The sequence below is a fragment of the uncultured Tenacibaculum sp. genome (genome assembly GCF_947502995.1).
Lineage (GTDB): Bacteria > Bacteroidota > Bacteroidia > Flavobacteriales > Flavobacteriaceae > Polaribacter.
Genome location: NZ_CANNBW010000001.1, coordinates 36542 through 58950, shown reverse-complemented (window position 1 = coordinate 58950; position 22409 = coordinate 36542). Strand labels below are relative to the sequence as shown.

The following is a 22409-nucleotide window of genomic DNA, read 5'->3' as shown; positions in this document are numbered from 1 at the left end:
AACGTTCGACTTTGCGTTAAATCACTGATTTTCTGTATTGTGTAGGTGTTTTTCCAGTATACTTTTTAAATGCAGTATTAAAAGATGATTTTGAATTAAAACCAACTTCATATAAGATTTCTAAAACAGTAACTTTAGATTTTGACGTATCTGAGAGTATTTTTTTAGCTTTTTCTATTCGGTATCCATTTATAAAATCGAAGAAATGTTGATTCAAACTTTGATTGATTAACACCGATAAATCTCGCATAGGCATTTGCATATTCTCAGCAAGTTTTCGAATCGTTAAATCTGGATTTAAAAACGGCTCTTTTGTAATCATGTAGTTTTTTAAATCTTCTATCTTCGTATCATTTTCATCTATTTCTTGTTCTATTTCTTTTGATGTAGAAAGATGAACATCTATTCCTCTAAATAATTTTGGTGAGTGTAATGCTTTTAAGAATAACCAAAAGATAAAAAAGACACCAAAAAGTAACACTATAATTCTTAAAAGCTGAGTTACTTCATCATTTTCAATTGTATCTCTAGCATATCCTTTAATTAACGTTAACAGATGTCCGATAGTAATTAAAATCAGTAACTGTTTTAACCAATTATAATTTTTTAAAACATCAGAATTTGTGTAATTCTCAAGAATCAATTTCCGATATCGCAACACATAATACAATGTTGCTAAGAAATAACCTAAAGAAACAAAATGTCCTGCAAAATCTAAAAATTGAATCTCCCAATTATCATCGTAATTACTTAAAAAAGCTTCTTTTGCTGAAGTATCTACAAGGAAAAAATTTGGTAGTAATATTCCTATACTTACTACCCAAAATAAACTATGTAATACGTGAATTTTCTTCAGTTTAAAATTAGAATAGATGACCGAAAGCACGTACAAGAACAATAATGGATCTTTAAGAGCAGATAATTTGATCCGTAGCATTTCTAAATTCAAATTTGGCGTTACAAACATGGAATAAAAAAACACGCTAATATCTAAAGCTGTAACTATTAAGAAAAAAGCTAATAATCGGTTTCCTAATTTCTTATTGGTTTTTACAGTAAGTAAGAAGCCTGCAAAAAACAAGAACAACAAGAAAATTATAAATCCTAAAACTGCTATTACAGAAACTTTTTCCATATATTTATGAGTTATACTCTTTTTTTCGGTATTGAGTTGGAGTTAAATTCGTATACTTTTTAAACGCTGTATTAAAAGATGATTTTGAATTAAATCCTACTTCATATAAAATTTCTAACACAGTTAATTTCGGCTGATTTTTATCGGTTAACAATTGCATTGCATTTTTAATTCTGTATTCATTTACAAAATCAAAAAAATGTTGTTTTAAATCGTGATTGATCGCTATAGACAATTCTCTTGAAGGAATTTTCATTTGCTGTGCCAAATTCCGAATAGATAAAGACGGATTCAGGTAAGGTTTTTCTGTATCCATAAACAATCTTAACTTTTCAATAATTTCATCGTTCTCACCCTTCTCCTCAGTTTCATTTAATAAATCCTTTGTGAGTTTTGTTTGAGAATCTACTCCTTTAAATAACTCAGGATTGTTTAAGGCTTTTAAAATATACCAACAAGTAATTAATAACACTAAAAAAATTAAAATTACCTGCGACCATGAAAATATCTTTTCTTCAACATCAGAATATTTTAGAATATTTTTTACAAGTGCAACACTAAAAATGACAATCCAAAACACTACAATTTGATACAACCATTTATAAGCTTGAATTCTATTTCCTGAATGATTTTCGTAAAAAATGTTTTTTGCTCGTTTCAACACAACTAAACTCATCACATAATAAAAAATGGATTGTAAATGCATGGATAAATGCATAAAAATAACTTCCCAAGTATGAATTGTGTCTTTAGAAACTTCTTCTAAAACTTGATCGTCACCAAAATAAAATCGAGGCATCATGGCTATATTACCAATGATAAAAGGCAATAAATGCCACAAATGTTTTTTTTCTAATTTAAAATTAGAATAACACACCGAACAAACGTAAAAGTAAAAAACAGGAGTTAACAGGTAATAATTGTTGTTTTTAAGCATAATCATGCTTAACGATGTTGGTATGAAATCATGAACGAAAAAACCGCTCATTTCAATTGAACTTAACAACAGGAAAACACCAAATAAGCGATTGCTTAATTTATTTTCAGACTTAACCGTGAAAATAAAAATGGCAAATAGTAATGTTACAAAAGTAGCTAGGATTCCAATAAAAACCCTTAAATCTAGATCATTCATTTGTTTGGCTTCAATTCAAATATAAATGAATATTCTTTGATGCACTTACGACAAACAAAAATCTTTTAATACAACTAGCAGTTCTTCCTCATTTTCAATATGACTCATATGCCCGTTAGATAAAACTTGTAGCGGAGTTTTTGTATTATTAGCTTCAATTTCTATCGCTTTTATATCTAAAACAGGATCTTTTTCACCTCCAATTATCAATTTTTTAAATGTGCCATTTTGCAAAACACTTGATCTGTTTTTTCTCAACTTCATTCCTTCTGAACAAGCAATATAACCTTGCACTTTAGTTTTTAAAGCTTCCTGTTTACAAACTTCTATTTTATCTACAAGCTTTTTATGAGTTTCTCTTGCAAATAGATTTCCGACAGACATTGCTACTAATGTTTTATAATTTGTCTTAGCCATTTTAATTGCTCTGTCTCGTATTTGTTTACGTTCTTCTGAATCTGGCAAAGATGTTGAATTCAACAAACATAATCGTTCTACATAATCTGGATATTTTTCAGCAAAAGCTAGAGCCACATAACCTCCCATTGAATGACCAATAAGAGTTGCTTTAGTAATCTTTTCTTTCTCTAACACCTGATGAATGGTTTCAGCAATTTCTTCCATAGTATGCACATAACCTAAACACTCTGAAGCCCCATGACCAAGCAAGTCAACAGTTATAATTTGAAAATCATGTTGCATTTCTTTCGTTAGAAAATCCCACATTTTAGCATTTTCTAAAAAACCATGTAACAAAACCAATTTTTGCTTACCTGCGCCATAAATATGATATGCAACTTTAGCATTTTTATATAGTATAGAATTTACCATGGCGCAAAAATATGTATCTTTCAAGATTAAAACGTAAAACGGGACTTGTTATATCACAATACATATTTGCATAAAACCTCTAAAGAATGGGTTACTTTTGTTCACGGAGCTGGCGGAAGTAGCACTATTTGGTTTAAACAAGTTAGAGAATTTAAAAAACATTTTAATGTACTTATTCTCGACTTAAGAGGACACGGAAGAAGTAAACCTACCTTAGGTAAAATTTTTAAGAGTGAATATAATTTTGATGTTGTAACTAAAGACATTATTGAAGTTTTAAATCATGTAAAAATTAAAAAATCGCATTTCATTGGTATTTCTTTAGGATCTATTCTAATTAGAAATCTTGCTGAAAAAAAGCCTGAATTGGTGAAAAGCATGATTTTAGGGGGTGCTATTTTAAAACTGAACTTTAGATCACAATTACTGATGAAATTGGGTAATCTTTTTAAATCTATTGTTCCTTACATGTTACTTTATAAGTTGTTCGCTTTTATTATTATGCCTAGAAAAAACCATAAAAACTCTAGACTTTTATTTATTAATGAAGCGAAGAAACTATATCAAAAAGAGTTTTTAAAATGGTTTAAACTTACTTCAGAAATTAATCCATTATTGCGTTTTTTTAGAAGTAAAGACATAAAAATTCCTACTTTATATATTATGGGAGAAGAAGATCACTTGTTTTTGCCATCTATAAAAAGAGTGGTGCAACATCATGTAAATTCTTCTTTATTTATCATTAAAAAATGTGGTCATGTAGTTAATGTAGAACAACCAACTATTTTTAACACAAAGACTATCGATTTTATCTCGTCATTAAATTCAACTAAATAATCAATGAAAAATCCTAAAAAAGAAATCCTTATTGTTGGATTTGCCTTATTTTCTATGTTTTTCGGTGCTGGAAATTTAATTCTTCCTCCATTTTTGGGTAAAAACGCTGCCGACTCTTGGTATTGGGTAACTTTAGGATTTTTTATTACCGCTGTTTTTATTCCTATTTTAGGAATCTTAGCTCATGCTCGTTTACAAGGAACAATGTATGATTTTGGGAAAAAAGTTTCTCCTTCATTTAGTTTAATTTACTGTTTAATTGTATATGCTATTTCCATTGCTTTACCTGCACCAAGAACAGCTTCTGTAACACATGAGATGGCAATTGCTCCTTATTTTGAAACAAGCTCATTATTAACCAGTAGCATTTACTTTATTCTTGTATTTATTTTCGTGATGAATAGAAGTAAGATTTTAAATCTCATTGGACGTTTTTTAACTCCTTTAATTATTCTCATTTTACTCTCTATAATTTTTATTGGTATTTTTTCTGACCATACAATTACGGGATCTACAATTTTTAACACGCCTTTAGTTGATGGAATTTTAGAAGGTTATCAAACTTTTGATGCCATTGGAGCCGTAGTTATCGGTGGGGTTTTAGTTATTTCTATGAACTTTAAAAAAGAAGCTAGTTTTCAAGAGAAAAAAGAACTGATTAGCAAAGCAGGATTGGTTGCTGGTTTAGGTCTTTTAGTTATTTATGCTGGATTGATATACAATGGCGCTTTATTTGGTGGAACTTTTGAAAAAGAAGTAACTAGAACAGAAGTTTTAACTGGACTAAGCTCAAAAACACTAGGAAATATTGGAACTACTTTTTTAAATGTTTTGGTTTCATTGGCGTGTTTTACAACTGCGGTTGGAATTGTAACCGGCACTTCTGATTATTTTAAAGGCTTATTCGATAATTCTCAAAAAGCATATACAGTAACAGCAATAGTTGGGTGTATTTTAGGTGTGGTTATGGGACAGTTTGATGTACATCATATTATTCACATTGCTATTCCTGCATTAATGTTTATTTACCCGATAACTATTGTATTAATTTTGCTTAATCTTTTATCTGAAAAAGTTGCTACAGCCAATGTTTTTAAAGCTGTAGTAATTGCAACACTTGTTTTTAGCACACCAGACTTTATACAATCTATCGCTAAAAATGATACTATTACAAACATTCAAAGTTATATTCCTTTAGCTAATTATAATTTAGGTTGGGTGTTACCAGCGTTGCTAACTTTTACAATAACTTTTTTCTTAAGCAAAAAGGAAGCTTAGAAACGGTATCCTACATTTAATCCGATTCTTGGCACTACCGAAGGAGATAAATCTGTAAAAAAGTTTCTTCCTAAACCACCATGAACGCTAATTACTAAACCTCCGTTAGATACATATTTTGTTCCTACGGAAATACCTAATGCACCATCAGTATAAGAAATTCCACTATCATTTTTCCCTGAATTGATTCCCATGAATATTTCTCCGAAATGATTCCAGTTTCTTGCTGTAGTAAAATAATGACGAAAAAATGGAGTAATCATATTATCTTCATTATATCTAAAATCTGAATTTTCTCCTTCAAAATTAAAAAGTGCAGATGCACCAATAGAAGACTGTTCTCCAATATAATGTTCGTAAGTAACTTCTAATGTTTTTATCACTAAAGCATCGGCTAAATCGATACTTACTTCTTGTTGTGCTTGTAAAAAATTAGCTCCTAAAATCGTTAAAATTACCACTAGTTTTTTCATGATATACGTCATTATTTATATGTTTCAAGATACAATCAAAAACTGTACAAAACTTAAAGTTTGACTCATATTTTTTTGAAAAATAGTATTAAAAAATTGCTTTTAACTGAACCGTTCCTGAATGAATAGCTTTAGCATTTTCACTTTTTCTTCCGAAGTAATTCAAACTTAAGTTTAAAAATGAATTTATTTTTTGATTGAATAAAGCATTCCAAGTAAAGTTTCTACCTTCTTGTAAACCTTCTAACATTTGATATCCGACAGGTGAATTTGCACTTCCTTCAAAATTGTTTAAAAACATAGAAAAATCTGCTGAAATCTGATTCTTCTTTTTGGTTAAGTAAAAATAATTTACACCTACCTTATGCTGATTTAAAGTTTCTAAACCTGCAACTGTATTTTTTTTATCTTTTAAATGATAAAATACTGAAAAGCGATGATCTCTATTGAACAGATAACTCAGTTTCGGATTTAATTCTTTATTGATTAAACTATAATTTCTATTGGCAAAATTTTCGGCATCCAACTTATTTTCTCCGTAAGAAGAAGCAACTTCTAACAACCAAAATGAAGACAATTTATGCTGAAATTCCAATTGATGTATTAAGGCGTTATTCTCTTGATTTCCTATGGAAAACTGCTGCTTATTTCTAGATGTTCCGTAAGTATAAATCCAACTATATCGCTGCAAATTTCTATTGTAATAAAATGAATTTCTAATATTAAACTGCAAACTCAACAAACCTTCTTCCGCCAAATTAAACGGATTAAAATTAAAACCATCGTCTTCTCTTTTTCTCTCGTTATTAATAGTTAAAAACGTTTGATTATAAAAATGACTCATCCATTTTTTCCATCCTTTTTGTGTTTTCCATTGTGTAGGATTTAGCGTAATCGACTGTTTTAAAGCTGCTTTTTGGGTTGGTAAAAATCGAATATTAGGTAAAGGCACACGTAAATATTCTGCTTGATCTTGAAACTCGGCTATTTCAAACTCTTCAAACTGTTGAATTCCATCATTATTGTAATCGTTCCAAGTATAAAAACCTTGACCAGGTTCTGTTTTTACATATACAAAATCTTGTTGAGCAACATTTCCAGACGACGTTTCATACACGGTTCCTAGATTCAGAAAACGCTTAAAAAACTGCTGATTATATATTACTCTTGAATTTAGAGATTGCGCGTTAGGTTCGAACTTATTATCTGTAAATCGATAGTTTGCATACAACGATAAATTTGTGTTTTCATCCTGAATTAATCTACTGTCTAAATACAAGGTGTTTCGGTTATTGATTTGAGTAAAACGATTGCTTTTTATACTATCGTTTACTCTGTAATTCAATCCGATTTTAGCAAATACTTTTGTAGAATCTCCAATTCCGTAAAAACCTTCATATTCTTGAAATTGGTGACTTAATATATTAAAATCGTTCGTATTTCTATTTTGAATTTCATTCGTTTCTGCTCCAATAAAACCACCCAACCACGATTTTCCTAAACTGTAAATTCCTTTGGCATACAATCGAAAAAAATTATCTTTTTCTGTATTTGAAGTATTAGATAACAAACTACTTTTTATTTGAAACGATAGCTTTTCCCTGTTGATTTTAGATTGAATCTCATGTTTGTTTCCATTAAAACTTTCAGAAAAATTCAAGTGATTAAAACGATACGAAAGAAAGTTATTTTCGTCTTTTTCTAACCACAATCGTGTTGATAATTGATTTTGATTTCCTAATTGTTGTCGCACATTCCAATCTCTATTAAACTCAACACTTCTAAAACGTTGTACGGTTCTAAAATTTTCTTGTACGAACTCATAATCGATTGTACTTTTTAACTTCCATGTAGTATCAAAAATTAATTGATCCCATTTTAATTTTGAAGCGACTTGCTGATTTTTTTCATCATCTATCGAAGAAAATAAATTCTGATCGTTATCACTATATGCCAATTCTGCTTGAATCTTTGTTTTCTCTGTAGGATTATATTCAGAATTTACAACTGCAACTTGTAAACTTGTTGGCGCGACCAAACGAACAACCGGATCGAAGTTTCCTAAATTTGCACCAACATACCTGTAAATTGTTCCAGTAGCAATTGCGCTGTCTATAACATAACTTCCTCGATTTACACCCACATTAGAAAAAGTTACTGTAAATAAATCGGCTGTTTCATCTGTTGAAAATTCAAAGGTTTCGATTCCGCCAACAATTACTTTACGATATTGAATCCTATTTTCTGAAAACTCATCTTCAAAAGCACTCTCTGCAACCATTTGAGTTATATCGTTTCCAGCATTTGCTAAAATCTGCTTTTGATCATTTGTTAAACTCTGTTGAATCGGCTGATTCTTAGCATCGTTTTCGTTGTAGAAGAATCCAGAAATTGAAAATTTATCGTTTTTATATTGCGCTTTTTCGTAGGTAATAAAACGTGTATAATTTTGATCTGAAAATTGAAATTCTACTCGAATTCTCATATCATTGGTAATTGGATATGTCGTATTAAAACGAATCTCAGCCAAATTATAATCGATAATGTAATCTTTATTTTCTCCACGTTCTAACTGAACTCCGTTAATAAAAACAGCATCACTTCCAGCTACAATTACAATATTCGCTTCGTTATTTGGACCAAAGATTTTATACGGGCCTTGATTTCCTTCTACTCCAACAAAATTAAATGCAGAAAACCGACCACGAACAATGGCTCCAGAAGCTCCAACATTAAAATGTTCACTTAAATTTGCATCCACTTGTATTCCTGAAACTTGTTTATCGAAATTCAGGAAATAACTGTCTTTATTATTTAACGAAACATCTCCTCCTTTTACTTTCCAGTTTTTACTAAATAACTCAATAAAAATACGATCGAAATCGGTTAAACTTTGCGAATATCCATTTTGTTGAAGTGGTAAATTGGTGTCAAAAATATTGGCTCGAATACCAACTTCTTTGGATAGTTTTCCTTCTAATGTTAAATCTAAGGAAGCGTTTGTAACAGCATTTTGATTGTTTCCTGTTGTGATTCCTCGTGAAATGAAACCCTGGGTTTTTAATCCGTCGAAAAGCTTAAAATCTTGCTTCTTTTTATTCGTTGTTAAACTGTATAATTTATCTGTTCTGTTAGTATTCGGAACTATAAGTTTTTCATCTAGAGGCGCGTATACTTTGGTCAAAAAATCTGGAAATCGTAAATATTCTATAGTGATTTTTCGATATTCTTTTGCATTGATAATCAGTTTTGCTTTCGGAAAATCTACTTGATATTTACGCTTAGGAATGGAATCTCCTTTGCTATTGAGCAACTTAAAAAAAGTTGGGTTGATACTTACCGAATCTATTTGTATGGTATCGGTTTTAACATTGACTTTTTTTGATCGAAATTCTTTAAGATTTCTCTGACTAAATCCAGCAGTAGCAATTAACAGAAAAAAAATAAATAGCTTTTTGATCATATGTTGTACAACGAATAGATGTCAAAAATAGTTTATTCTCTCAAAATTCAATTTGGTTTTGTGTTAAAAGGACTTCGATTACTTACTACTAGTAAAAGAAAAATCACAACACTTATAAAAATGTTGTGGTTAGTATATTTAATTATTGTTCTTGATTACTCTTGCTTGGCACCCGAAAGGATTCGAGCGCGAGCGGGGTTACTTTTCTAAAATAGCATTCAAAGTTTTTTTCCAGTATTTAATATCGGCTTCATATAATTCTTCAAGCCAAACTTCTTTAGTCCTGATTTCAAGTGCAGAATAAATCATGGCGCTTTTACCTGTTAAATGATATAAAAGTATATTTATATACCAATCATAATTATTGTTATCCAAGAGCTTTAAAACCTTAGGTATATTTAGATCGTTTATACTTTTTATACTATCATGGACATCTAAAAGCTCAATACGATACATTGGAACTGATATTCCTTCCTTTGATAGTTGACTTCCTAAATATATTTTGAAATTAACATCAGAATTTTTTGAAAAAAAATTCTTTTGACCGTACATTAAAAATCCTGTAAAAACCAGAACTATTAACATGATCCTTTTACTTTTACCCATGATTTATCCATTTTTTATCTCTTTCTAATTCTGCTTTTGCTAGCGGGGACTAAGTTCTAATTTGAATTTCTATTAATCAAATCAGGCTCAGGCGTAAAACATATATTTTTAGCTTTATAAGTAGATATCTTCCCTTTTTCAACTATTGTTATATATACTCTAAAATCAAAAAAACTATCATCTTTTAATCCTATCAATTCGTTCAAATTATTTTTAGCCTTATAAAACAAACACGATATTATTCTATTAGGGTAATGAAATTTCTCTAATTCAATTTTATTATAAGACGATTCATACTTAATATTACCTTTAAATACATGTATCTTATTAGAATCACCCCTATGCTAGCGCTCGACTCTGTCGAGTGACTAAACTTTACTAATTAAAAAATCCAATATTGTCTATTGCTAAAACCGTATGATCTGCTTGAAAATTCCTAGCACTAGAATATTTCCAATCTTCTGGATGTACTACCAAACCACTTTCTACTGGATTATTATGAATATAATCTATTTTTTGCTGAATAACTTTTGTACTCCACAATTCTATAGGTTTATTATGATGTTGCCAAAATTGATATTTATTTACATTTCCTTGTTTCTTTCCTGCTCTTTTAAACATCCATAACAACCACTCTTTTCTACTTTCTTGTGAATTATCTTGAATTGTTTCAATTATTCTTCTTGATGTATATCGCTTAAAATCTCTTAATAATTCCATAGGTTGTTCGTTTGTAGATCTGAATATAAAATGCACATGATTTGGCATAAAACAATAGCAATACAACTCCAAACCTTTGTGTTCTCTACAATACTTTATACTATCTACTAATATATCGAAATAAATTTGTCTTGTAAATACATCTATCCAATATACTGTAGCAAAAGACACAAAATAAATACCTGATCTGTTATGGAATTTATATTTTCTACTCATAGCTTTACTAAAATATAAAAATTGAACTAAACAAAAACCATAACATTCACTGTTATGGTTTTATATATTTAATTAATGTTATTGATCACTCTTGCTTGGCACCCGAAAAGATTCGAGCGCTAGCGGGGTGGTAAATTGGTATCAAAAATATTAGCACGAATACCAACTTCTTTGGATAGTTTTCCTTCTAATGTTAAATCTAAGGAAGCGTTTGTAACAGCATTTTGATTGTTTCCTGTTGTGATTCCTCGTGAAATAAAACCCTGAGTTTTTAATCCATCAAAAAGCTTAAAATCTTGCTTCTTTTTATTCGTTGTTAAACTGTATAATTTATCTGTTCTATTAGTATTCGGAACTATGAGTTTTTCATCTAGAGGCGCGTATACTTTGGTCAAAAAATCTGGAAATCGTAAATATTCTATAGTGATTTTTCGATATTCTTTTGCATTGATAATCAGTTTTGCTTTCGGAAAATCTACTTGATATTTATGCTTAGGAATGGAATCTCCTTTGCTATTAAGCAACTTAAAAAAAGTTGGATTGATACTTACCGAATCTATTTGTATGGTATCGGTTTTAACATTGATTTTTTTTGATCGAAATTCTTTAAGATTTCTCTGACTAAATCCAGCAGTGGCAATTAACAGAAAAAAAATAAATAGCTTTTTGATCATATGTTGTACAACGAATAGATGTCAAAAATAGTTTATTCTCTCAAAATTCAATTTGGTTTTGTGTTAAAAGGACTTCAATTGCTTACTACCAGCAAAAAACTACAACACTTATAAAAAATGTTGTGGTTAGTATATTTAATTACTGTTCTTGCTTACCTTGTTTGGCACCCGAAAGGTTTCGGGCGGGAGCTAAGAAACTAACTGAGAAAATAAAAAACAAACCCAATGATTACCAAAACCATCATTGCTATTAGAGCTATAGCAATATTATTCTTATCTTCTTTCTCTTTGTTTTTATTATGAGCTTCATTCATTTTTTTTGCATTAAATCTATAAACAAATACAAATCTTATAATTGCCCCTAACTCTTGTAATGATATTATTATCTTATTTTTTTTCTGTTGCTTCTATTATCTTTTTATTTCCTGACTTTATAGAAATACCAGTTGATGCTAGCGTTCGACTCTGTCGAGTGACTAAATCTTGTTAATTAAAAAATCCAATATCATCTATTGCTAAAACTGTATGATCTGCTTGAAAATTATAAGTTGTTTTTGATTCTCAACCTTTAAAACACCTTAATAATTCAATAAGTTTTTCATTTGTAAATCTTAAAATAAAAGAGAAAGTCATTTAACTGCATCCGCAACCAGGATCGCAACCATTATTTTTAGATTTAAAAATAAATTTTCTTCCTAAAAAAAGAATAGCTAATGCAATAATACTATATGTGATAATTTCTTGAATCATCTTAAAATTTGAAATGTTATTAATGCAGAAACGTACGCCAAAATTCCCATACCAAAAAGTTGTACTAAAGGCCATTTCCAACTTTTAGTTTCTCGTTTTACAATAGCTAAAGTAGCCATACACTGCATTGCAAATGCATAGAAGATAAGTAACGACATACCTGTTGCAAAATTAAAACGCTTTTTGCCTGTATCTGGATTTACTTCTGCCTCCATACGTTCTTTTATCGTTCCTTCATCTTCAACTCCTTCTATACTATAAATTGTGGCTAAAGTTCCTACAAAAACTTCTCGCGCTGCAAAAGAAGTAATTAAACCAATTCCTATTTTCCAATCGTAACCTAAAGGTTTTACTACAGGTTCTATTGTTTTTCCTGCAATACCAATGTAAGATTTCTCTAGTTTTTTTGAAGCTATTTTTTGTGCAATTTCTTCTTCTGATAAGTTACTTAAACTTACTTCTTTCTTCACTTCTTCTTCTACTTTGTGAAATGATGAAGGTCCGTGAGTTGCTAAAAACCATAACACTATTGAAATTGGTAAAATTATTTTTCCTGCCTCAATTACAAAGCTTTTTGTTTTTTCTACAACAGTAATAAAAACATTTTTTAACGATGGAACTTTATAATCTGGCATCTCAATCACAAAGAATGATTTACTCTTAACATTTAGTGTTTTGTGCAAAATAAAAGCTGCTAACAAGGCTGTTGCAAAACCTAAAAGGTATAAGGCCAAAAGTGTTAATCCTTGTAAATTAAAGAAACCTAAAACTTTATTTTCTGGTATAATAATCGCTATTAAAATTGCATACACTGGTAAACGAGCAGAGCAAGTTGTAAATGGCGTAACTAAAATTGTTATTAATCGTTCTTTCCATCCAGATATTGTTCGTGTTGCCATAACAGCAGGAATTGCACATGCAGTTCCTGAAATTAATGGAATTACGCTTTTTCCACTAAGTCCAAAACGCCTCATAATTTTATCCATTAAAAACACCACTCTACTCATGTAACCTGTTTCTTCTAAAACTGCTATCAAGAAAAACAAAATGGCTATTTGTGGAATAAAAATTAAAACACCTCCAATACCTGGAATTATTCCATCTGTTATTAAATCTGAAAGAATTCCATCAGACATATGCTCTTTTACTTTCTCAGAAAGACTTCCAAAGGTTTCATCAATAAAATCCATTGGTATCGATGCCCAACTAAAAATAGATTGAAAAATTAAAAATAGAATTCCGAAAAAGATCGCATAACCAAAAATCTTATGAGTAAAAACTTTATCTAACTTTGCTCTTATATCTTTCGCTTTATTTCTATCTAAAACATAATACTCTTTTAAAGCTTTATTAATTTTTTGATACCTGTATATCGTTTCTTTATGCTGATATTTTTTCAATTTAGAAACATCATCTAAAAAATCAGAAAGATCTTCTTTATTTACATTTCTAAAAGATTGTTGTGTAGCACTCAACCATAAATGATATAATGATTTTTCTGGATTTACATTTTGTAACGCATCAAAAAATGACACATCTATTCTCTTAGCTACTTCAGAAAAATTAGTAACTGATTTTAAAACTTCATAATTTTCTAAAACACTTTTTAACTCCTGAATACCTGTATTTTTCTTAGCTGAAATAAGAACAATTTTTGTTTCTAAAGCTTTTTCCAATCCTGGAACGTCGATACTAATACCTTTTTTATCCATTTCATCAGCCATATTAATAGCCAAAACTGTAGGAATACCAATATCTTGAACTTGGGTAAAGAGTAATAAATTACGTTTTAAGTTTTCTACATCGGAAACAACAACAATAACATCAGGATAATTTTTTCCTATTGGATTTTCTAGCACTTTTAATACAACACTTTCATCTAATGATGTTGGATTAATACTATATGTCCCTGGTAAATCTGTAATTATCGCTTTATTTTTAGAAGACAAATTACAAACTCCTTGTTTTTTATCTACAGTAATTCCTGGGTAGTTTCCTACTTTCTGATTTAATCCTGTAAGCTTATTGAATAAAGATGTTTTTCCCGTATTTGGATTACCAATTAACGAAACTTGAATATTATTTTTCCCCATTTACGATTCTAAATTGGTAACTTTTATTTTTGATGCAATCTCTTTTCTTATTGCCATATGACTTCCGTTTACATTAATATAAATAGGATCGTGTAAAGGCGCAATTTGAACGAGTTCAACTGTACTTCCAGGCAAACAACCCATTTCTAATAATTTTAAAGGAATAGAGTGTTCATTTTCTTCAGAAATTACTCCTACTTGTCCTACTTTTAATGATGCTATTGTACTCAAAAATGATGTGTTTAATACGAATATTCTTGTTGTTACAAGAATTGTAGAATAAATGCAAATATACTAAATTAGAATCGTTCTAAAGAAGTTGTTTTCTTCTCTTTTAAGAAATGGTATATTTGTCTTATGACTTTTGAAGAGATTGTTGGTTTAGAACACATTAAAAAACACTTAGTTACCGCAACAGAGAACGGAAGAATTCCTCATGCTCAACTATTTGTTGGGAAAGAAGGATCTGGAACATTACCAATGGCTATTGCTTATGCACAATTTTTACTGTGTAATTTTTCTAACGATGCTGAAGCTTGTAATATAAAATGTAACAAATTACAACATCCAGATTTACATTTTACTTTTCCTGTTACAACTAATGATAAGGTAAAAAAACACCCAACTAGTGATTTATTTTTAGAAGAATGGAGAACCTTTGTTAATGAAACTCCTTACGGTAGTTTATTCGATTGGTTAAGACATATTGGTGTAGAAAATAAACAGGGACAAATTGGTGTAGATGAAGCTGAAGATATTGTTAAAAAACTATCCTTAAAATCTTACGAAGGTGGATTTAAAGTAATGATTATATGGATGGCAGAAAAAATGAATATCGCTGCATCTAACAAACTTTTAAAATTAATTGAAGAACCGCCATCTAAAACCATATTTCTTTTAGTAACAGAAGATGAAGGAAAAATTATTAATACAATAAAATCACGTTGTCAAGCTTTACATTTTCCTAGTTTATCTGAAAATGATATCGTTTCATTTTTAACTCAAAAACACGATATCAATCAACAAGATGCTAACAGAATAGCTCAACAATCTGAAGGAAACTTAAACAAAGCTTTACATTTATATCATAACGATTCTAACGATTTAATTTTTGAAGAATGGTTTATTACATGGATTCGCAGTGCTTTTAAAGCCAAAGGAAACGCCTCTGTAATTCAAGATTTAATTCAATGGAGTGAAATTATTTCCAAATCTGGAAGAGAAACGCAAAAACAATTTTTACAGTACTGTTTGCATTTTTTCAGACAAGCTATGTTATTAAATTATGGTGCTCCTGATCTTGTATATTTAATTCCACAAACTGCAAATTTCAAACTAGAAAAATTCGCTCCTTTTGTACACAGTGGTAATATTTTAACCATAGAAAAAGAAGTGAACGATGCACAATATCATATTGAAAGAAATGGAAACGCTAAAATTATATTATTAGATTTATCTATAAAACTTACGCGTTTACTACATACCAAAGAACAAAAAATTGAAACCTAACATGAAATCTACATTTTCTACCTTAATTATTAGTTTTGGACTGATTTTTGCTGCTTGTAAAAGCGAAAAAAAAGAAATTTCACCATTAAAGCAAATAGAAACTCCAACAGTAATTCCAAAACAATCTTTAAACGATTTTATGATTGGAAAATGGGAAACTCAATACATAAAAATCGAATACAAGACCTATCAAAAAACAGATAGTTCTCATGTATTTGAAGATGATTTCAGTAAACCAAACTCTGGAAGAGCACAGTCTAAATATGCAAACGACGGAACTTTTAATGCTTGGTTTAAACAACCAGACAGTTCTAAAGTAGGTGAAACTAACGGAAACTGGAAAACTAGAGGAAGTGACAGTTTATATATAGATTACCAATACTTAGGAAAACAAGTTCAAGTATGGTATATAATTGAACAGAAGGGCAATCAATTTAAAGGAACTGTAACTTACGATTGGGATAATGACGGTGAAAACGACGATACATTAATTATGAAATCTAAAAGAATACAATAAAAATTGCTTAGTTTAAACAATATATCGCTACGAATTAGAATTTTCATTTCAATGATACTCTTAGTATTATTGGCTTCTATTCTTATTGCTGTTGTTACTTATTATCAATATGGCGAACAAACTGAAGAATATAACATTCATCGTTTAGAGAGAAAAGAAAAAGCTACTCGGAACAATATCGAAATAGAGCTTAGACGAAAAACCACTTTTGCTGTTACACCAGAAAATCTATCTAAAATCTTCCAAGATAGAATTTATGAAATTGCTAGTGTTCATAACCTAACCATTAGCATGTACGACATGAATGGCAAACTCTTAAAATCTTCGATACCGTATAACTTTGAAGAAATTGACGAAAAACCTTTAGAAAAAAATATAGTAACTGAACTGGCAAATAACTCAAACTATAGAATTTCAAGAGACAGAACTGTAAATGACGTTACATACCAATCGTCATACACCTACATTAACGACACTCGTTTTAAACGTATTGGAATTCTAGAATTAACGATTGCTCAGGATAACGAAGAACAAAAAAAAGAACTTCGTGAATTTATGAGTAGACTTTTAGTCGTTTACATTTTAATGTTAATTGCTGGTATTGCTCTAGCTTATTTTCTTTCAACATACATTACACGTTCAATTCAAACAATATCTAACAAACTAAAAGAAACACGCTTAAATAAGCAGAATGAAAAAATCACATTAAACGCTGCTAGTTCAGAAATCAACTCTTTAGTAGATTCATATAACAACATGATCGATCAACTTGAAGATAGTGCTGTTAAATTAGCACAAAGTGAACGTGAACAAGCTTGGAGAGAAATGGCTAAACAAGTAGCTCATGAAATTAAGAACCCATTAACTCCAATGCGATTAACAGTACAAAGTTTCTTAAGAAAGTTTGACCCTACTGATCCGAAAATTAGAGAAAAAATTGCAGAATATAGCGAAACCATTATTCAACAAATAGACGTAATGAGTTCTATTGCTTCGGCATTTTCTGACTTTGCTAAAATGCCAACACAACGAAAAGAGAACTTAGATGTTGTAGATGTTGTAAAACATGCTTTAGATATCTTTAATGAAGATTATATTCATTATTATCCTGAAGAAAAAGAACTTCATGCACATTTAGATAAAACGCAGCTGATTAGAATCATTACTAATCTTGTGAAAAATGCTACACAGGCAATGAAAGATGGCGAAACGAACCCTGTAATTGAAGTAAAAGTAGTTTCTAAAGAAAATAATGTAATTATTACTGTTTCTGATAACGGAAAAGGAATTTCAGAAGAAAATAAAAAATTAATTTTCGAACCTAAATTCACAACCAAAACCAGTGGAATGGGATTAGGTTTACCTATGATAAAAAACATTATTGAAGCCTATAATGGTGAAATAACTTTTTCATCTACTCTAGGCATAGGAACTGTTTTTACTGTAACTTTACCAAAAACTTAATTTATGAACTTTGAGAACATATTGGTTGAAAAAACTAATGAAATAGCAACTATTACAATTAATAGACCTAAAAAACTGAATGCATTAAACAAAGCTACTATTGAAGAATTGCATGAAGCTTTTAAAGATTTAAATAATGATGTAAATACTAAAGTTATTTTATTAACCGGTAGTGGAGACAAAGCATTTGTTGCTGGTGCCGATATTTCTGAATTTGCACATTTTTCTGAAGAAGAAGGCGGAAAATTGGCTGCAAAAGGTCAAGAATTACTTTTCGATTTTGTTGAGAATTTATCAACTCCTGTAATCGCTTTAGTTAATGGCTTTGCTTTAGGTGGTGGATTAGAATTAGCTATGTCGTGTCACTTTAGAATAGCTTCTGATAATGCTAGAGTTGGTTTACCTGAAACTTCATTAGGAGTAATTCCTGGATATGGAGGAACACAACGTTTACCTCAACTTATAGGAAAAGGTAAAGCTATGGAGTTAATTATGACTGCCGGAATGATGTCTGCTGAGGAAGCTAAGTCTTACGGATTAGTAAATTATGTGGTAACTCAAGAAGAATTAAAACCTTTAGCAGAGAAAATTGCCGGAAAAATTATTAAAAATTCATCTGTTGCAATTGGAAAAGCTATAGAAGCCGTAAACTCTGGATTTAAAGATGGAGAAAACGGATATAAATCTGAAATTAGTGCTTTCGGTGCTTGTTTTGGAACTGAAGATTTTAAAGAAGGAACTACAGCCTTCTTAGAGAAAAGAAAACCAAATTTTCCAAATAAATAATTCTCAAAAAAGCTCGCAATAATTTGCGAGCTTTTTATTTACACCCCCCATTATTCCCCATCAAACTACTAGATTTGTTAAAAAAATGAGTTTTTTGTATGAATGGTCGTTTTTTTTGTATAAATTGCAAAAAAAACTTTTTTAGCATGTTAAAAGCAATCATTGTCGACGATGAGGACAAGGCTATAAAAAGCTTATCTTGGGAATTATCCAACTTTAATGACGAAGTTGAAATATTAGATACATTCACAAATCCTGGTAAAGCACTAGATTTTATCGCTAATCATAATATCGATTGTCTTTTTTTAGATATCGAAATGCCTACTATGGATGGTTTTCAATTTATTGAAAAACTTCCAAAAAAGGATTTTGCTATTGTTATTACCACTGCTTACAACGAATACGCTATTAAAGCTCTTAAAAAAGAGGCCATTGATTATCTTTTAAAACCTGTAGATACCGACGATTTAGAACAAAGTTTAAAGAAAATCACCAAATTCACTAAAAGAATATCGGTTAGCGACACTAATGAAAAACTAGAACAAATTCTTTATAACTTTAATCAGAAGTTAGAAGAGAAAAAAGTAGTCATAAATGCTGATGGTCGTTTAATATTTTTAGAGCCTTCTGAAATACTTTGTATTGAGTCTGACGGAAATTACAGTTCAATTTACACCACTGAGGGTAAAAAAATAGTAGTTACCAAAAAATTAAAAGAAGTTAACTCTTTACTTCCTGAATCCTTATTTTTTAGAATACACAATTCTTATATTATTAATCTTAGTAAAGTAAGAGAATACTATAAAACCGACGGTTATGTTATTCTAGAAAAAAATCATAAAATACCTGTATCTAGACAAAGAAAAACTGAATTCTTAGACAAGTTTTAAAATGAAAAATAAGTCAGTAATTCTTTCTTTATTTTTTTTCAACTTTTTAGTGTTCTCTCAAAACACTAACGATACTGACATTAATTCAATTCTAGAAAATTTAGTTAACAAAAAGCACAAAAACTACTTTTTATTAGATTCTATAGTTAGCGTTCATCATAAGTTAAATTCAATACCAGAAGATGAATTTTATAAACTTTATGAAAATAGTTTAAAAAATAAATACAAAATCGGTCAGATTTATGCTTATAATAATATTGGTAAAATATTTAGACAAAAATCTGACTACGAAAAAGCTGTAGAATATCACATTAAAGCTTTAAAGCTAGTCAACACCATTAAAAACAATGACATAAAAGCCTACACATTAAACCTACTTGGTTCTTGCTACAGAAGGTTAGATGATGTAAAAAACGCTTTAAACTGTCATCAAGATGCTTTAACTTTAATCAAAAGAGCTAAGAATGAAAGCTTAGTTAACATGAGAAATAAGAGTATTTCTGTTAACAATATTGGTAACATCTATTTGTTATTAAAACAATACGACCTAGCTCTTGAACAGTTTGAAAATTCGATCACCATTTCGAAAGAGCTAAATAACAAATTAGGTTTAGCTATTAATTATCAAAACATGGGATTTAGTCAAGAAAACTTAGGTTTTTACGACGATGCAATCGAAAACTACAATAAATCCTTAAAAATAAACAAGGAATTAAACTCAGAAAGAGGTCAAATCATATGTTATAACAGCTTAACTTCTACATATTTAAAAAAACTAGAATTTGAAAAAGCATTAGAATTAATACAAAAGATTTACCCTTTAGCTGTAGAAAAAAACAACAAGTTCTATCTAGCTAGAACATTAACAAATCTTGGAATAGCTAATCTTAAAAATAATAATCTTAAAGAAGCAGAGAAATATCTTACAGAGTCTATAGAGCTTGCTACTCCAAATAACTTTAGTAGAAGCCACACAAGAAGTTTATTTGCACTTTCAGAACTTTACGAAAAGAAAAAAGACGAAAAAAAAGCATTTAGTTTTTATAAAGAAGCAGTAGAACTAGAGAAAAAAACACTTAAGGAGAAAACATTCTCTTACGTTAACAATCTTATTTCTAAACAAAATGTTTTAGCTAAGATTAATGAAAGAGACAATATGGAAAAGCAGTTTCAGATTCAAGATTTAAGAACTGAACAAGATAGAAATATTCTAATAATCACACTAGTTACAATCGCCTTATCTAGTATTGCTTTATATTCTGTTTACCGTCAAAAACTACTTAATAACGATAGAAAAATATTACTGTTAGAACAACAAGCGTTACAAACACAAATGAATCCTCATTTTATTTTTAATGCTTTAAACTCTATTAAGCTTTACGTTATTAATAACGATCAAAAGCAAGCAGTTTATTACTTAAATAAATTCTCAAAATTAATTCGAAATATTCTTGAAGTATCTAAAGTAAAAGAAGTTAGCTTAAAAGAAGAACTCTCTACAATGGATTTATACATGACTATTGAAAACATTCGCTTTTCTAATGAAATAGACTATACCTTAGATATCAATCCTGATTTAAATACAGATACTATTAAAGTACCTCCTTTAGTTTTACAACCTTTTTTAGAAAATGCAATTTGGCATGGTTTATCCTCTAAAGAAGGTGATAAAAAAATTACACTAACTGCCAATAAGGTTTCAGAAGATATGGTTTCTGTAAATATTATTGATAATGGAATTGGTAGAGAGGCTGCTGGAGAAATTAAAAGATCTAAATCTTTAAAAAGAAAATCAGTAGGTATCGATCTAACTATAGAAAGATTAAAAACTTTTGCTGAAGATTACGAAGAAGAATTTACACTTACCTATCACGATTTGACAGATGACTTTGGCGAACCTGTAGGAACAAAAGTTTCTATTCAATTTCCAGTAGTTTAAAACTCAAACTGTAATTGAACCCAAACAGGATCTTTTTTTTCTATGTTTAAATTACTGAAAGAAATCCCTAATAAACGTACTGAGTTTTTTAATTCTTCCTGTAAGAGCAAATCTTTAACTATCGGAAAAAACTCTCTTTTCTTATGGATAAAATATGATATAGTTTTACTTCGAGTTTGCTGTGTAAAATCACTGTATTTAATTTTTAGTGTTACTGTTTTTCCTTTTGTCTCAGATTTGTGCATTCTTCTTTCTAATTCTTCCGCTATGTGTTCTAATTTTTCAAGCATAAAAATTTCAGAAGATAAATTCTCATTAAATGTTCTTTCTGCTGCTATCGATTTTCTAATTCTATTCGGTTTAACTACGCTATTATGAATTCCTCTAACGATATTATAATAATGCACACCAGACTTCCCAAAGAGCTTTGTTAACTCTTCTAATGTTCTTTTTTTTAAATCTATTCCTTTAAAAATTCCATTATTATGCATTTTGGCAGCTGTAACTTTTCCAACACCATAAAATTTCCCAACAGGAAGCTCTTCTAAAAAAGGAATCACATCTTCAGGGTTTATTGTTTTTTGCCCGTTTGGCTTGTTAATATCAGAAGCAACTTTGGCAATAAACTTATTTATAGAAATTCCTGCTGAAGCTCTTAATTCTAGTTCTTCCCAAATTCTATTACGAATCTCTTTTGCAACTAAACTAGCAGACGGATTGCCTTTTTTATTCTCTGTAACATCTAAATACGCCTCATCTAAAGACAAAGGTTCAACCAGATCAGTATAATCATAAAATATTTGTCTAATTTTTGCTGAAATCTCCTTATATCTTTCATATCTAGGCTTAACAAATATTAAATGCGGACATTTCTTTTTTGCCAAAACACCACTCATTGCAGATCGAACACCAAATTTTCTAGCTTCATAACTTGCAGCAGAAACCACACCTCTAACTTCACTTCCGCCAACAGCAACAGCTTTACCTCTGAGATCTGGATTATCCAATTGCTCTACAGATGCATAAAATGCGTCCATATCCACATGAATAATTTTTCTAAAAGGTGGTTCCATTTCCATTTTATAAAATTAAA

20 protein-coding genes are annotated in these 22409 nt (G+C 29.7%); 8 read left to right on the top strand and 12 right to left on the bottom strand.

All coding sequences use genetic code 11. The features are described 5' to 3' along the window. Positions 1 to 16: 16 nt before the first annotated feature. From Q1A46_RS00260 to Q1A46_RS00250, 3 genes are read right to left on the bottom strand one after another with little or no spacing between them, the layout of a single operon-like run. Positions 17 to 1135 (bottom strand): AraC family transcriptional regulator, encoded by a 1119-nt coding sequence (locus Q1A46_RS00260; protein ID WP_299672621.1) that lies wholly within the window; start codon positions 1133 to 1135, stop codon positions 17 to 19. 4 nt (positions 1136 to 1139) lie between these two features. Beyond that, positions 1140 to 2270: an AraC family transcriptional regulator gene (locus Q1A46_RS00255; RefSeq protein WP_299672618.1), complete on the bottom strand. Its 1131-nt coding sequence runs from the start codon at positions 2268 to 2270 to the stop codon at positions 1140 to 1142. 45 nt (positions 2271 to 2315) lie between these two features. Next, a complete protein-coding gene (locus Q1A46_RS00250; protein WP_299672615.1) occupies positions 2316 to 3125 on the bottom strand; it encodes an alpha/beta fold hydrolase in 810 nt (269 codons plus the stop codon). A gap of 21 nt (positions 3126 to 3146) precedes the next feature. Here Q1A46_RS00250 and Q1A46_RS00245 point away from each other — a divergent pair, with 21 nt between their 5' ends. Both Q1A46_RS00245 and brnQ read left to right on the top strand, forming a co-directional pair. After that, positions 3147 to 3938, top strand: a complete 792-nt coding sequence (locus Q1A46_RS00245; protein ID WP_299672612.1) for an alpha/beta fold hydrolase — start codon at positions 3147 to 3149, stop codon at positions 3936 to 3938. 3 nt (positions 3939 to 3941) lie between these two features. Then, positions 3942 to 5216 (top strand): branched-chain amino acid transport system II carrier protein, encoded by a 1275-nt coding sequence (brnQ, locus tag Q1A46_RS00240; RefSeq protein ID WP_299672609.1) that lies wholly within the window; start codon positions 3942 to 3944, stop codon positions 5214 to 5216. On the opposite strand, the gene Q1A46_RS00235 is transcribed toward brnQ, so the two are convergent. The 8 genes from Q1A46_RS00235 to Q1A46_RS00200 all read right to left on the bottom strand — a co-directional run bounded on the left by Q1A46_RS00235 (position 5213) and on the right by Q1A46_RS00200 (position 14442). Further along, positions 5213 to 5689 carry a hypothetical protein gene (locus Q1A46_RS00235; RefSeq protein ID WP_299672606.1) on the bottom strand — a complete coding sequence of 159 codons (477 nt, stop codon included), beginning with the start codon at positions 5687 to 5689 and terminating at the stop codon, positions 5213 to 5215. The two genes, brnQ and Q1A46_RS00235, sit on opposite strands and share 4 nt — an antisense overlap. 88 nt (positions 5690 to 5777) lie before the next feature. After that, a complete protein-coding gene (locus Q1A46_RS00230) occupies positions 5778 to 9152 on the bottom strand; it encodes a hypothetical protein (protein ID WP_299672604.1) in 3375 nt (1124 codons plus the stop codon). A gap of 198 nt (positions 9153 to 9350) precedes the next feature. Then, positions 9351 to 9758, bottom strand: coding sequence for a hypothetical protein (locus tag Q1A46_RS00225; RefSeq protein ID WP_299672602.1), 408 nt, complete (start codon positions 9756 to 9758; stop codon positions 9351 to 9353). Between the two features lie 378 nt (positions 9759 to 10136). Then, positions 10137 to 10694 carry a transposase gene (locus Q1A46_RS00220; RefSeq protein WP_299672600.1) on the bottom strand — a complete coding sequence of 186 codons (558 nt, stop codon included), beginning with the start codon at positions 10692 to 10694 and terminating at the stop codon, positions 10137 to 10139. Between the two features lie 119 nt (positions 10695 to 10813). Next, positions 10814 to 11368 (bottom strand): hypothetical protein, encoded by a 555-nt coding sequence (locus Q1A46_RS00215; protein ID WP_299672597.1) that lies wholly within the window; start codon positions 11366 to 11368, stop codon positions 10814 to 10816. 633 nt (positions 11369 to 12001) lie between these two features. Further along, positions 12002 to 12118, bottom strand: coding sequence for a FeoB-associated Cys-rich membrane protein (locus tag Q1A46_RS00210; RefSeq protein WP_299672594.1), 117 nt, complete (start codon positions 12116 to 12118; stop codon positions 12002 to 12004). Beyond that, complete coding sequence (feoB, locus tag Q1A46_RS00205) at positions 12115 to 14211, bottom strand: ferrous iron transport protein B (RefSeq protein ID WP_299672591.1); 2097 nt, start codon at positions 14209 to 14211, stop codon at positions 12115 to 12117. The genes Q1A46_RS00210 and feoB overlap by 4 nt, the downstream gene beginning before the upstream one ends. Further along, positions 14212 to 14442: a FeoA family protein gene (locus tag Q1A46_RS00200; RefSeq protein ID WP_299672588.1), complete on the bottom strand. Its 231-nt coding sequence runs from the start codon at positions 14440 to 14442 to the stop codon at positions 14212 to 14214. A gap of 126 nt (positions 14443 to 14568) precedes the next feature. Here Q1A46_RS00200 and Q1A46_RS00195 point away from each other — a divergent pair, with 126 nt between their 5' ends. The 6 genes from Q1A46_RS00195 to Q1A46_RS00170 all read left to right on the top strand — a co-directional run bounded on the left by Q1A46_RS00195 (position 14569) and on the right by Q1A46_RS00170 (position 21316). After that, positions 14569 to 15720, top strand: a complete 1152-nt coding sequence (locus Q1A46_RS00195; protein ID WP_299672585.1) for a DNA polymerase III subunit delta' — start codon at positions 14569 to 14571, stop codon at positions 15718 to 15720. Position 15721: 1 nt separating this feature from the next. Then, a complete protein-coding gene (locus Q1A46_RS00190) occupies positions 15722 to 16237 on the top strand; it encodes a hypothetical protein (protein WP_299672582.1) in 516 nt (171 codons plus the stop codon). A gap of 51 nt (positions 16238 to 16288) precedes the next feature. Beyond that, positions 16289 to 17701, top strand: coding sequence for a PAS domain-containing sensor histidine kinase (locus Q1A46_RS00185; RefSeq protein WP_299672579.1), 1413 nt, complete (start codon positions 16289 to 16291; stop codon positions 17699 to 17701). Between the two features lie 3 nt (positions 17702 to 17704). Beyond that, complete coding sequence (locus Q1A46_RS00180; protein WP_299672576.1) at positions 17705 to 18487, top strand: enoyl-CoA hydratase/isomerase family protein; 783 nt, start codon at positions 17705 to 17707, stop codon at positions 18485 to 18487. A 146-nt stretch (positions 18488 to 18633) separates the two neighbouring features. Then, the gene (locus Q1A46_RS00175) at positions 18634 to 19377 is read left to right on the top strand and encodes a LytTR family DNA-binding domain-containing protein (protein WP_299672573.1); all 744 of its coding nucleotides are present in this window, start codon (positions 18634 to 18636) and stop codon (positions 19375 to 19377) included. A gap of 1 nt (position 19378) precedes the next feature. Then, positions 19379 to 21316 (top strand): tetratricopeptide repeat protein, encoded by a 1938-nt coding sequence (locus Q1A46_RS00170; protein ID WP_299672570.1) that lies wholly within the window; start codon positions 19379 to 19381, stop codon positions 21314 to 21316. Here Q1A46_RS00170 and dinB read toward each other — a convergent pair. After that, positions 21313 to 22395, bottom strand: coding sequence for a DNA polymerase IV (gene dinB / locus Q1A46_RS00165; protein ID WP_299672567.1), 1083 nt, complete (start codon positions 22393 to 22395; stop codon positions 21313 to 21315). The genes Q1A46_RS00170 and dinB overlap by 4 nt on opposite strands. Positions 22396 to 22409 lie beyond the last annotated feature (14 nt).

Bases quoted from the DNA above. Each gene is read 5' to 3' on its own strand.
- Q1A46_RS00260 (WP_299672621.1), bottom strand. From the start codon at position 1,135: ATGGAAAAAGTTTCTGTAATAGCAGTTTTAGGATTTATAATTTTCTTG.
- Q1A46_RS00255 (WP_299672618.1), bottom strand. From the start codon at position 2,270: ATGAATGATCTAGATTTAAGGGTTTTTATTGGAATCCTAGCTACTTTT.
- brnQ (WP_299672609.1), top strand. From the start codon at position 3,942: ATGAAAAATCCTAAAAAAGAAATCCTTATTGTTGGATTTGCCTTATTT.
- Q1A46_RS00235 (WP_299672606.1), bottom strand. From the start codon at position 5,689: ATGAAAAAACTAGTGGTAATTTTAACGATTTTAGGAGCTAATTTTTTA.
- Q1A46_RS00230 (WP_299672604.1), bottom strand. From the start codon at position 9,152: ATGATCAAAAAGCTATTTATTTTTTTTCTGTTAATTGCTACTGCTGGA.
- Q1A46_RS00225 (WP_299672602.1), bottom strand. From the start codon at position 9,758: ATGGGTAAAAGTAAAAGGATCATGTTAATAGTTCTGGTTTTTACAGGA.
- Q1A46_RS00220 (WP_299672600.1), bottom strand. From the start codon at position 10,694: ATGAGTAGAAAATATAAATTCCATAACAGATCAGGTATTTATTTTGTG.
- Q1A46_RS00215 (WP_299672597.1), bottom strand. From the start codon at position 11,368: ATGATCAAAAAGCTATTTATTTTTTTTCTGTTAATTGCCACTGCTGGA.
- Q1A46_RS00210 (WP_299672594.1), bottom strand. From the start codon at position 12,118: ATGATTCAAGAAATTATCACATATAGTATTATTGCATTAGCTATTCTT.
- feoB (WP_299672591.1), bottom strand. From the start codon at position 14,211: ATGGGGAAAAATAATATTCAAGTTTCGTTAATTGGTAATCCAAATACG.
- Q1A46_RS00195 (WP_299672585.1), top strand. From the start codon at position 14,569: ATGACTTTTGAAGAGATTGTTGGTTTAGAACACATTAAAAAACACTTA.
- Q1A46_RS00190 (WP_299672582.1), top strand. From the start codon at position 15,722: ATGAAATCTACATTTTCTACCTTAATTATTAGTTTTGGACTGATTTTT.
- Q1A46_RS00185 (WP_299672579.1), top strand. From the start codon at position 16,289: ATGATACTCTTAGTATTATTGGCTTCTATTCTTATTGCTGTTGTTACT.
- Q1A46_RS00180 (WP_299672576.1), top strand. From the start codon at position 17,705: ATGAACTTTGAGAACATATTGGTTGAAAAAACTAATGAAATAGCAACT.
- Q1A46_RS00175 (WP_299672573.1), top strand. From the start codon at position 18,634: ATGTTAAAAGCAATCATTGTCGACGATGAGGACAAGGCTATAAAAAGC.
- Q1A46_RS00170 (WP_299672570.1), top strand. From the start codon at position 19,379: ATGAAAAATAAGTCAGTAATTCTTTCTTTATTTTTTTTCAACTTTTTA.
- dinB (WP_299672567.1), bottom strand. From the start codon at position 22,395: ATGGAAATGGAACCACCTTTTAGAAAAATTATTCATGTGGATATGGAC.